The following is a 12,039-nucleotide window of genomic DNA, read 5'->3' on the forward strand; positions in this document are numbered from 1 at the left end:
CCACGTCCCTGTAGAATTCATGAATCCTTCGTGGTCCGGGTCGTGCCGGATCTCTTTCGATACCGCCAGATCGTCGAGTTGGCTTCGAGCAGAATCGAGCGCGTGATCGCGATCGACAGCCGGAACAACGTAGTCAGCAGCACGCTGGGGAAACTGGAAAACGCCAACGGCGCGGGGATATACAGCCAGATCAGCAGCAAGCTGAAACCGATCGCGATGTTGATCGCGACCAGGGTGTCGATGTTCGCCAGCGACAGCAGCAGGATCATCACGCCGATGATGGTGACCGCGGCCGCGATCAGCACCACGTCTGTGTAACTGGTCCGGCGACGCGACTGCTCGCCGGACTGTGCGGCTCCTAGAGAGCTCAGCAATTCACGCATTCAGTCAGCCCCTGGAAAGGAGAGCCGCGCGGAGGACTTCGCGACATGGAGGTCCGCTCGGCGACACTCGCGCGATCCCGCGGCGTCGAGCCGCAGGTCGCGATCATGAAATGGTTTGCGCTGTTTCGAATATTGAAAGCAATCACTGCTTTACCACGAGCCCCCGAGCATCCATGCATGGCGCTGTCTCAAACACGGTGCCTGTTTGGACGGCCAGCACTAAGTGTTAATTGTCATCCGTTATATGTATGAACAAAAACGTTCTTTTGCGGTTGCACACAATTGCGTTATCTATCAATCCCTGGCCGCACATTCGCTCGCATTCATCGTTTTTTTGTGAAGCGCGGCGTCGCCCACGAAGTTGATCGGCAGCAGCGCAACTGCATGTTCCGGCGTTACCGAAGAATCCGGCAGCGCAAGTCGTTCAGCGATGCGTCTGCAAAGCCAATTCAAGCGGCGCTTAAATTTAAGACATATTCGCCCGGTGCTTGATCCTTCGAAGACACGATGAATCAGCGCTCGGGACGCGCAACGACAATTCAATAAATGTTGCAGTTCACCCCTGTGCCATCGGGCGCGAGAAACCCCTGCAGCAATCGCTTGCCGCGCGCACCGATGCCCAACCCTTTAAAGATGTTGCCCAATAGCTATTGCAGTTCACCCCTGGGCACCGGGCGCAACAAACCCCTGCAGCAATCGCTTGCCGCGCGCGCGATACCCAACCTCTTAAAGATGTTGCCCAATAGATGTTGCAGTTCACTCTGCGGCACCGGTCGCAAAAAACCTCTGCAGCAATCGCTTGCCGCGCGCACCGATGCCCAACCCCTTAAAGATATTGCCCGATAGATGTTGCAGTTCACTCTGCGGCACCGGTCGCGAGAAACCTCTGCAGCAATCGCTTGCCGCGCGCACCGATGCCACCCCTTTTGCCTACGTAACAGCCACCCATGACACTGTCAATCCGCCCGGATGCGCTGCAAGACCTGAGTACCATTTAACTTGGAATTGCAGCACAGAACTCATTCCAACTGCCGAACGCATTCGATTCCCATTCGCTCCAGTTCATTAAATTCATTTTAGTTGTTCAACAGGTCACTGCCCTCGAAGCGCCACTTCCCGCACCCAGATACTCGGGCATCGGCCGTCAACGGCGAGCGGCAGCGCACGATTTCGTCTGCAAACCTCCGCACTTGCGCTTGCGGATGTGGCTATGATGCGAAACGGAGGGGAAAGGAAGCTGGGATCCTTCCGCTACAGATTCCCTGCCGCCGCGCACAGACGAGAGTGCACACGTGTCTGCACCGATGCCTAAGCTGAAGACTTCTGTTGCGCACGCAATCGGGCGGCACGAAATCGCGATCTGGCTCAGCTACTACGACGAGATTGTCGATGACCGGCATCTCGACGGACTTCGGCGATTGTTGAGCGCGGAGGAAGTTGCCCAGGAGCAACGTTTTTACTTCGCCGACGATCGCAAGCGTTACTTGGTAACTCGCGCAATGGTTCGGACGGTGTTGTCCCGGTACGCACCCATAGCTCCCGAGCAGTGGCTGTTCTCGAAGAACGACTACGGCCGACCCGCGATCGCAGATGAGATCGCGCAGGCACAAGACCTGGCGCGCGATCTTTCCTTCAATATCTCGCACACGCGCGGATTGATCGCGCTTGCGATATCTCGCGGGCGCGAGCTCGGCGTCGATGTCGAGAAGCTTGCCGCACGACAGGCGCCCCTGGATGTGGCAAACGCATACTTCTCCCCGAGCGAGGTCGCAGACCTGTCATGTGTCGCTCCGGACTGGCAGCAACACCGTTTCTTCGAGTACTGGACTCTGAAGGAGTCGTACATCAAGGCCAGAGGCATGGGACTTTCGCTTCCTCTGGACGGCTTCAGCTTCGAGTTTCCGAATCGCGTTTCAATACGAATCAGCATCCGTCCGGACCTGCTCGACCACGCAGAACGCTGGAGTTTCTGGCAATACCGACCCACTGCGGACTATCTGATGGCCGTCTGCGCCGAGCGTCATGGCGACATTCCCGCAACGATCTCGATGCGCAGGTTCTGCCCGTTGACCGGGGAAACGCCGGTAACCGTACAACCACTCAGGCGCTCGGACTGACCGGCCTAGACCGCATGCGACTGCGCCCGACCACCCCTGCCAAACCTGCCACGGCCTTATGCATCGTCAAGCGCGATCAGGCGACGAGCGGAAATCATGGTTTCCTGCGGATAGCCGAAAGCGTTGTTGATGTAGGTGACACCATCGAGCGTGACCCGACGATTGATGTGGCTGTGGCCGTAGACATGAAGATCAGCACCGAGCGCGCGCAACTGGCGCTCGATACCGCTGCTTCCGAGCACCGGGTCGAGAGTGCGCATGGCGGCCGGCACGAAGCTTGGAATCAGATCGATCCGCGGCAGGAAGTGCGAGAACGTCACGACTCGTTTCGCGGCGTGGGGAAGCGAATCGGGATTCATCCTGAGGAAGTGTTCGGTCACTTGCGGCGGGCCGAACCCGTCCGGCCAACGACAAGCCCTGAAGTCCATCCAGAGCATTCGCAGGTCACTGTCCGGCGTTCCAAAGGAATAGTCGTACCAACTGAACAGCGGCACCACCAGCGTATCTTCATAGCTATACAGGCTAGCCGACACGCCCGAGTCGGCAGCTACGTCCATCACCTGCGCAAACTTTCGGAAGGAGCACATGTCGGCCTGATCGCGCCGAACCCATAAGTCGTGGTTGCCGGGAACGAACAGCACCTGACGAAACTTGGCGGCGAAGCTGCCCAGGCACCAGGCGAGCAGCCGGCTGTCTTCGGTGAGGTCGCCGGCAAGGATCAGGATGTCGTCCCGATAGTCCGCGCCAGAAAGGTGCTCGACCCATCGAGCATTGTCGGGATAATCGACATGGATATCGGATAGAGCGAACAGCCTCATTACGGTCCTTGTTCCTGATGACGCGCCAGGAAAGCCGCTCAACGCGATGGGCGAGTATAGACGAGCCCCCGCCGCGAACTATCGGTAGCGGCAACCGGCCGCAGCGCCTTGCGATGCCCCGGTGCCGCAGGGTTTCTCCATTCTTCAGGCCCGGCCAAAATCGCCGCGATCTTCCGTTGTTACATATGAGGGTTACCCTGGAGTAGACCGGCAAGATCCTGATCGGCCCCTCGGCTGCCCGGGAAACGCATCGAACAAGGACGCTTATGCTTAGGGACATCTTCCAGACCAATCAAGTGCCGCGCAGAAGCCTGGTACGCGGCGTGCTGGCCGCGCTTCGCGTCGTACCCAGCGCCTCGCACTTTGATCGGCTGTCGGAGTACCGCCTCGACGAGACACTGGGCAATCATCTGGACCTGGTGTTTACGGTCAAGCACCAGAAGCAGCGTGCGCTTAATCGCATCGTACGGGAACGTCTGCGCGACGGACACCAAATGAAGGTGCTCGGAGGGCGCACACCGCGACCCTACCGCGACGGGCTGCTGGTGCAGTACGCGCTGCGTAACGGATTGATGCAGCAAATGGATCTGAAAGAGCCGTTCGGACTGGATCAATCCGGGGCGCGACTGGCGGTGGCCGCCGGCAACGAGGTGCGCATCTACGACACGAGCGCTCAAGTCGCGCATGTCTATCGCAACCCCTGGTTCGCACAACTGCACTCGGTGCATTTCTCCGGAGATGGTTCGCGCCTGCTCACCGTTTCAACAGGCTTCGATACGGTTCTCGAGTTCGATCTCGCGCAGCCGAGGCTGACCTGGGCATGGAATGCCTGGGATCACGGCTATAACGTGTCCCCGGCCGGAGTTCGCATCCTGCGTGGCGCTCCTGGAAGCGACGCGACAACGCGCAAGCTGATTACCGTCGGCGACCCCAGCCACTGGAATGGGTTTGGGCTTCCCACCTACCTTACCGCGGCCCATTTGAACAACGCGTGCTATTGCCGTCACGACGACAGCATTTTCGTCACGTTGTTCCATCAGGGTCGCGCGGTGGTGGTTGATCGCAACGGCGGGAAAGCTCGGGAAGTGCTGACCGGCTTACTCAACCCGCATGGCTTCGAACCGGGCTGGGCGGGCGATCACCTGGTCACCGACACGTGCCGCGGCCAGGTGATCTTCTTCGATGAAAATCTTGCCGTTAAGAACGTGCTGATGATCGACGCCTGCGAGCCGGCGCAGAGCCGTACCGGCATGGGCGAATGGCTGCAAAACGTGCTGCATCTGGATCGCGGACTGTACGGCGCGATAGACATCCACCGCAGCTGCATCTGGTTGTTCGAACCGGCAACCAGACGGCATCGCAAGGTTGAAGTGAATCCGGACTGGGCGGTGCAGAACGTAATCGCGGTGGACCCACAAAAAGTTAAGGCGCTGCACCGGCGTCTGGACGGGTATCCCGAGATTCACCACGATGTCGCCGACACCTCTAGCCTGATGGCCGCGGACACAAAGCCACCGAGACGCTCGCGTCTTTCATGGCATAGCAAGCTGCGATCTAGGGATTGATCTCGCCAGGCGGCCCCTGCCCTATGGTTCGCTCGAGGCGGGCTACTGGGGTCCAACGCGCGATTTTCCCGCGGGATCTTGCGTTGGCAGCGGTCGCGGGAGCTTTGTGGGAGGCGGTTTTGTGGGAGGGAGCTTTAGCCCCGATGCTTTTCGATCAGCCTTCGGTTTACTTGAAGTCATGCGGACCACTGATCGAAAAGCATCGGGGCTAAAGCTCCCTCCCACAAGAGCTTTCCGCAAAATCGGCTACAGCGCTTCGCGATGCACCACCACAAGCTGCACCGCATTGCCGCCACGATAATCGTCCGGCTCCAGGCGATAGGCGATGCGCACCCACGGCGGCGGTCGGTTGCCGTCCCAGCCGCCGAACTCGATCGCATTCAAGCGCAGGCCGTCGCGGCCCAGTTCGAGTTTCAGATGGCGCTCGCCGACCACGCGCCACGACAACACTTCAAATTCGCCGTCGAACTGCGGCTCGGCGAAGCCCTGACCCCAGGGCCCGGCGTCGCGCAGCGATTCGGCGTGGGCGCGATCGAACTCGGCGGTGGACAGTTCGCCGTCGCTCAGCACGTCGGCCTGCAGCAACTCGGGCGTCAGCGCGGCGCGCGCGCACTGCTCGAACGCGCCGCGGAAGGTTTCGAACGCGTCCTGCCGCAGCGACAGGCCCGCGGCCATGGCATGGCCGCCGAAGCGTTCGATCAGATCGGGATGGCGCGCGGCCACGTCGGCCAGGGCGTCGCGAATATGGAAACCGGGAATCGAACGCGCCGAGCCGCGCAACTGGTCGCTGCCCGGTTCGGCCGGGGCGAAGGCGATCACCGGCCGATGCAAGCGCTCTTTCATCTTCGAGGCGACCAGCCCGACCACGCCGGGATGCCAGTCTGGATCGAACAAGCACAGCGCCAGCGGCGCGGCCTGGGCATCGATGCTGACGCGGGCGAAGGCCAGTTCGGCTTCATCGGTCATCTGCTGCTGCACCGCGCGGCGTTCGGCGTTGATGTCGTTGAGCGTGGAGGCGATGTAGCGCGCCTGCACGGCGTCGTCGGTGATCAGGCATTCGATGCCCAGCGCCATGTCTTCCAGGCGGCCGGCGGCGTTGAGCCGCGGCGCCAGCGCGTAACCGATGTCGGCCGCGGTGAGGCGGCGGTAATCGCGCTGCGACACTTCGATCAGCGCGCGCAGACCGGCGCTGCCCTGCCCGGCGCGCAAGCGGCGCAGTCCGGCGGCGACCAGCGCGCGATTGTTCGCGTCCAGCGGAACCAAGTCGGCGACGGTGCCGACCGCGACCAGATCCAGCAGCACGGTCAGGTCGGGGCCGGCATCTTTGAACAATCCCGCGTCGCGCATGCGCCGGCGCAAGGCCAGCAGCACGTAGAACATGACTCCGACGCCGGCCAGCATCTTGCTGGGAAACGCGTCGCCGGGTTGATTCGGATCGACGATCGCGTCGGCCAGCGGCAAACGATCGCCGGGCAGATGGTGATCGGTGACCAGCACCTGCCAACCGCGTTCGCGCGCGGCGGCGATGCCGGCGTGGCAGGCGATGCCGTGGTCGACGGTGACCAACAAATCCGGTTGCAGCCCCGCCAATTCCTCGACCAAGGCCGGCGACAAGCCGTAGCCGTGCACGATCCGGTTGGGCACCGCATGCGACACCCGCTTGGCCCCGAGCATGCGCAGGCCGCGCACGCCGACCGCGCAGGCGGTGGCGCCGTCGCAATCGAAATCGCCGACCACCAGAATGTGGCGGTCGGCGGCGATCGCGTCGAACAGCAACTGCGTCGCGGTGTCCAGGCCGAGCATGCCGTCGGGCGGCAGCAACTGCGCCAGCCGCGGTTGCGCCTGCTCCAGGCAGGTGGCGCCGCGCGCGGCGTAGATGCGGCGCAGCAACGGCGACATCGATTCGGGCCAGTCGCCCTCGCCCGCGGCCTCGCGACGGCGTAAGCGCGCGGCGGTTTTCGTCGCGGCAGGGTTCATGGCGACAAGGCCGCGCACACGGTGAGCGTCAGGCGCATCAATCGAGCAGCGAACGCAAGGGTTTGCGCCAGAACCGCCAGCGCTGCGAGCGCGCCAGTTCGAACCGTTCGCCGTCGGCGAAGGCCAGCGTCACGCGTTCCAGCGCGCCGGCGTCCAGGGCGCGCGCGATCGGCTCCAGCCAGTCGCGCTGCAAGGGGGTGAGGTCGCGCGCCGCGCGCAGGTCGAACAGGGCTTCGCCCTCGCCCTCGCTGGCGGTCCATTGTTTCGGCAGCGCGCCGACGGCGATGCCGGCCTGGGCGCCGAACGCGGTCAGCGCTTCGTCGTCGCTGAGCACTTGCGCATACGCGGTGCGCACGTGATCGGGCAACACGCCCGCGCCCCAGAACCACAGCGAATTGATCGGCGCCAGCCCCGCGGCGATGCGCTGGGCGTTGTGCGGATGATTGTGCAGCACCACCTGCGCCTCGCTGAGCAGCGCGCGCCAGCGGCGGCCTTCGCTACCTTCGCCTTCGCCGCCGGGCAGATGCTGGAACATGTCTTCGCCGAGCGCCTGCTCTGGCGAAGCGAAGCGCGGCAATCGGGTTTCGCGCGGCAGCGACAGATACCAGCGTGTCGGCACCGGCGCGTCGAGCGGAAAACCGGCGTCGCCGAACAAGGGCCGCAGCGCCGGCAACAAGGCGGCGCTGTCGCGTTCGCTGAGCGCCAACGCGTCGCCGTAAGCGAGCAGGCGCGCGCCGTTGATGTCCGGACGCACATAGGCCGGGTCGGCGCGCAGCCACGCGCCGTGCGCGCCGTCGCCGACGTCGCGCTGGCGCGACACCGCGGCCACCGGCCAGCCGCGCGGCAGGATGTCGAACACGCGCGCGGCCTGGTCGCCCGCTTCCACGCTGCGCTCGGCGCGGCCGAGCCGCCGACCGATGTCCTCGCTCAGACGCTGGCCGCCGAAGCGCTCGCGCTCGGGCAGCAACAGGCTGATACGGTTCATTCGGGCGGGCCTGCGGGCGCGGTCAACGGATCAGCCGTTGTAGCTGACGCTGACGATTTCGTACTCGCGCACGCCGCCGGGGGCCTGGATCTCGACGCTGTCGCCCTCGTTCTTGCCGATCAGCGCGCGCGCCACCGGCGAGGAAATCGCGATCAGACCCAGCTTGATGTCCGCTTCCAGGTCGCCGACGATCTGGTAAGTGCGCTCTTCGTCGGTATCCACATCGGTCAGCTCGACGGTGGCGCCGAACACGACCTTGGAGCCGGCGTTGAGCTTGCTGATGTCGATGATTTCCGCGTGCGACAGCTCGGCTTCGAGCTGCTTGATGCGGCCTTCGATGAAACCTTGCTGTTCGCGTGCGGCGTGGTACTCGGCGTTCTCCTTGAGATCGCCGTGGGCGCGCGCTTCGGCGATCGAGTTGATCACCGCCGGCCGCTTGACCGACTTGAGTTCTTCCAGCTCAGCGCGCAAACGCAGCGCGCCCTTGGCCGTGATGGGTGCTCTCATTCCTTGTTTCCTCTGTGATGCGTCGCCGGGCAATCCCTGAGCGCCCGACGCGGATGTTTCGACGATGCCTGGGGCCATTGTGCCGGGAACCTGGGCGGAAGGCATCCTGTCGGATTGGGAAGCGGTTGGGGCTGGGTTTGCGGCGCGGTTTGCGGCCTCGCCACATCCGAAGAGTCAACCGCGTCCCTCCCAGCCGTCATTCCCGCGAAAGCGGGAATCCAGGGACTTTCGTGCGGGAACGCCTGAAGTCGCTGGATTCCCGCTTTCGCGGGAATGACGGACTGGAAGGATGGCGCTGAAGGCTCTGGATGTTCGGCTCCGCCGAAGTAAAGCGGAGCCCGCCTTCGCGGGAATGACCGCTAGGAGGTGCGCGGCGAGCGAAACGTGCACGAAGCCCGGGACAGCGCGCACAGCGCCATCCCGGCCCTCACCCCATCAAGCCGCGCCGATCTGCGCGTGCAGTTCCTGCAGCGACCACACCGGGCCGGTGCCGCGGTAGTCCAGCGAGCCCACCAGCGCACGCGCGCCCGACACCGTGGTCGAGTACGTGACGCGCTGCTGCAGCGCTTCGCGGCGGATCGAGAACGAGTCGGAAATCGCCTGGCGGCCTTCGGTGGTGTTGATGATGTAGACGATCTCGCCGTTCTTGATCAGATCGACGATGTGCGGGCGGCCTTCGGTAACCTTGTTGATCACCTCGCAGGCCACGCCGTGCTCGCTCAGGAAGCCCTGGGTGCCGCTGGTCGCGACCAGAGTGAAGCCGCGGCGCACCAGCTCCTGCGCCACCGGCAGCACGCGCTGCTTGTCGGGATCGCGCACCGAGATGAAGGCCTTGCCCACCGGCGGCGCCTTGATGCCGCCGGCTTCCTGCGCGCGCGCCATCGCCGCGCCGAAGTTCTTGCCCACGCCCATCACTTCGCCGGTGGAACGCATTTCCGGCCCGAGGATCGGGTCCACGCCCTGGAACTTGGCGAACGGGAAGATCGCTTCCTTCACCGAGTAGTAGTCCGGCACGATTTCTTCCAGCGCGCCCTGCGATGCCAGGGTCTGGCCGACCATGCAGCGCGCGGCGATCTTGGCCAACGCCATGCCGGTGGCCTTGGACACGAACGGCACCGTGCGCGAGGCGCGCGGATTCACTTCGATCAGGAAGATGGTTTCCTTGCCTTCGGCGTCGGTCTGGATCGCGAACTGGGTGTTCATCAGGCCCACGACCTTCAGCGCCTTGGCCAGGGCGATCACTTGCGTGCGCAAGCGCTCCTGGGTTTCCGGCGACAGCGAATACGGCGGCAGCGAGCACGAGGAGTCGCCCGAATGCACGCCGGCTTCCTCGATGTGCTCCATCACCCCGCCGATCAGCACGCGGCCTTCGCGGTCGGCGATGACGTCCACGTCCACTTCCACCGCGTTGTCGAGGAAGCGGTCCAGCAGCACCGGCGAGTCGTTCGAGACCTTCACCGCGTCGCGGATGTAACGGGTCAGGTCGGCGTCGGAGTAGACGATTTCCATGGCCCGGCCGCCGAGCACGTAGCTCGGGCGCACCACCATCGGGTAGCCGATCTGATTGGCCAGCGCCAAGGCTTCATCGGGATTGCGCGCGGTGCGGTTGATCGGCTGGGCCAGGCCCAGCTCCTGCACCAGCTTCTGGAAGCGCTCGCGGTCTTCGGCCAGATCGATGCTGTCGGGCGTGGTGCCGATGATCGGCACGCCGTTGGCTTCCAGCGCGCGCGCCAGCTTCAGCGGGGTCTGCCCGCCGTACTGCACGATCACGCCCTTGGGTTTTTCCAGATCTGCGATTTCCAGCACGTCTTCCAGCGTCAGCGGCTCGAAGTACAGGCGGTCGGAGGTGTCGTAGTCGGTGGACACGGTCTCCGGATTGCAGTTGACCATGATGGTTTCATAGCCGTCCTCGCGCAGGGCGAGCGCGGCGTGCACGCAGCAGTAGTCGAACTCGATGCCCTGGCCGATGCGGTTCGGGCCGCCGCCGAGCACGATGATCTTGTCGCGGTTGCTCGGGTTGGATTCGCACTCGTCCTCATAGGTCGAGTACATGTAGGCGGTGGTGGTGGCGAACTCGGCGGCGCAGGAGTCCACGCGCTTATAGACCGGACGCACACCCAGGGCACGGCGCAAAGTGCGCACCGCGGTTTCGTCGGTGCCGGTCAGCTGCGCCAGACGCGCGTCGGAGAAGCCCATGCGCTTGAGCGCGCGCATACGGTCCTTGTCGAGCGCGGCCAGACCGGCATCGGCCACGATGCGTTCGGACGCGATCAACTCTTCGATCTGATCCAGGAACCACGGATCGACGAACGACAGCGCGTGCACGTCTTCCACGCTCATGCCGGCGCGGAACGCGTCGCCGATATGGAACATGCGCTCAGGGCCCGGCTCTTTCAGCTCGCGGCGCAGCTTGATCATGTCGAGTTCGCTGCTCAGATCCAGGCCGGTCGGGTCCAGGCCGACCTTGCCGGTTTCCAGGCCGCGCAGCGCCTTCTGCAGCGATTCCTGGAAGGTGCGGCCCATCGCCATGACTTCGCCGACCGACTTCATCTGCGTGGTCAGGCGCGCGTCGGCCTGCGGGAATTTCTCGAAGGCGAAGCGCGGRATCTTGGTGACGACGTAGTCGATGCTCGGCTCGAACGAAGCTGGGGTGGCGCCGCCGGTGATTTCGTTGCGCAGCTCATCCAGGGTGTAGCCGATCGCCAGCTTGGCGGCGATCTTGGCGATCGGGAAACCGGTCGCCTTCGAGGCCAGCGCCGAGGAACGCGACACGCGCGGGTTCATTTCGATCACCACCACGCGGCCGTCCTGGGCGTTGATGCCGAACTGCACGTTGGAGCCGCCGGTGTCCACGCCGATCTTGCGCAGCACCGCGATGGAGGCATCGCGCAGGCGCTGGTATTCCTTGTCGGTGAGGGTCTGCGCCGGGGCGACGGTGATCGAGTCGCCGGTGTGCACGCCCATCGCATCGAAGTTTTCGATCGAGCACACGATGATGCAGTTGTCCGCGGTGTCGCGGACCACTTCCATCTCGAATTCCTTCCAGCCCAGCACCGACTCCTCGACCAGGATTTCGTGCACCGGCGACAGTTCCAGGCCGCGCTTGGCGATCTCTTCGAACTCTTCCTTGTTGTAGGCGATGCCGCCGCCGCTGCCGCCGAGGGTGAAGCTGGGGCGGATGATGGTCGGGTAGCCCACGCGGGTCTGGATATCGACCGCCTGCTCGAAGGTGCGCGCGACTTCGGCCTTGGGGCATTCCAGGCCGATCTCGGCCATGGCCACGCGGAACAGCTCGCGGTCTTCGGCCATGCGGATAGCGTCGCGCTTGGCGCCGATCAGTTCGACGTTGTATTTCTCGAGCACGCCGTTGTCGGCCAGGTCGAGCGCGCAGTTCAGCGCAGTCTGGCCGCCCATGGTCGGCAGCAGCGCGTCGGGCTTTTCCTTGGCGATGATCTTCTCGACCGTCTGCCAGTTGATCGGCTCAATGTAGACCGCGTCGGCCATGTCCGGGTCGGTCATGATCGTGGCCGGGTTGGAGTTGACCAGCACCACGCGATAGCCCTCGTCGCGCAGCGCCTTGCAGGCTTGCGCGCCGGAGTAGTCGAACTCGCAGGCCTGGCCGATCACGATCGGGCCGGCGCCGATGATCAGGACGGTTTTGATGTCGGTACGCTTGGGCATGTCGTC

The 12,039-nt window shown here is 64.0% G+C and carries 8 protein-coding genes; 2 read left to right on the forward strand and 6 right to left on the reverse strand.

Annotated elements, in window-relative coordinates:
* Nucleotides 1-17: 17 nt before the first annotated feature.
* Nucleotides 18-383 carry an FHIPEP family type III secretion protein gene (locus AB4Y92_RS01035; protein ID WP_441817955.1) on the reverse strand — a complete coding sequence of 122 codons (366 nt, stop codon included), beginning with the start codon at nt 381-383 and terminating at the stop codon, nt 18-20.
* Nucleotides 384-1,687: 1,304 nt separating this feature from the next.
* Here AB4Y92_RS01035 and AB4Y92_RS01040 point away from each other — a divergent pair.
* On the forward strand, nt 1,688-2,500 hold the full coding sequence (locus AB4Y92_RS01040; RefSeq protein ID WP_441817956.1) for a 4'-phosphopantetheinyl transferase family protein: 813 nt from the start codon (nt 1,688-1,690) through the stop codon (nt 2,498-2,500).
* A gap of 56 nt (nt 2,501-2,556) precedes the next feature.
* On the opposite strand, the gene AB4Y92_RS01045 is transcribed toward AB4Y92_RS01040, so the two are convergent.
* Nucleotides 2,557-3,318 carry a metallophosphoesterase family protein gene (locus AB4Y92_RS01045; RefSeq protein WP_441817957.1) on the reverse strand — a complete coding sequence of 254 codons (762 nt, stop codon included), beginning with the start codon at nt 3,316-3,318 and terminating at the stop codon, nt 2,557-2,559.
* Between the two features lie 266 nt (nt 3,319-3,584).
* Here AB4Y92_RS01045 and AB4Y92_RS01050 point away from each other — a divergent pair, with 266 nt between their 5' ends.
* Nucleotides 3,585-4,883, forward strand: coding sequence for a hypothetical protein (locus AB4Y92_RS01050; protein ID WP_441817958.1), 1,299 nt, complete (start codon nt 3,585-3,587; stop codon nt 4,881-4,883).
* Nucleotides 4,884-5,129: 246 nt separating this feature from the next.
* Here the strand turns inward: AB4Y92_RS01050 and recJ are convergent, their stop codons facing one another.
* From recJ to carB, 4 genes are all read right to left on the reverse strand, one after another.
* Nucleotides 5,130-6,860: a single-stranded-DNA-specific exonuclease RecJ gene (gene recJ, locus AB4Y92_RS01055; protein WP_441817959.1), complete on the reverse strand. Its 1,731-nt coding sequence runs from the start codon at nt 6,858-6,860 to the stop codon at nt 5,130-5,132.
* A 37-nt stretch (nt 6,861-6,897) separates the two neighbouring features.
* Nucleotides 6,898-7,845, reverse strand: a complete 948-nt coding sequence (locus tag AB4Y92_RS01060; protein WP_441817960.1) for a phosphoglycerate mutase — start codon at nt 7,843-7,845, stop codon at nt 6,898-6,900.
* 30 nt (nt 7,846-7,875) lie between these two features.
* On the reverse strand, nt 7,876-8,352 hold the full coding sequence (gene greA / locus AB4Y92_RS01065) for a transcription elongation factor GreA (RefSeq protein WP_057942799.1): 477 nt from the start codon (nt 8,350-8,352) through the stop codon (nt 7,876-7,878).
* A 435-nt stretch (nt 8,353-8,787) separates the two neighbouring features.
* Complete coding sequence (carB, locus tag AB4Y92_RS01070; protein WP_441817961.1) at nt 8,788-12,033, reverse strand: carbamoyl-phosphate synthase large subunit; 3,246 nt, start codon at nt 12,031-12,033, stop codon at nt 8,788-8,790.
* Nucleotides 12,034-12,039: the final 6 nt, after the last annotated feature.

It is taken from the genome of Lysobacter sp. TAB13 (genome assembly GCF_052113885.1).
GTDB lineage: Bacteria > Pseudomonadota > Gammaproteobacteria > Xanthomonadales > Xanthomonadaceae > Lysobacter > Lysobacter gummosus.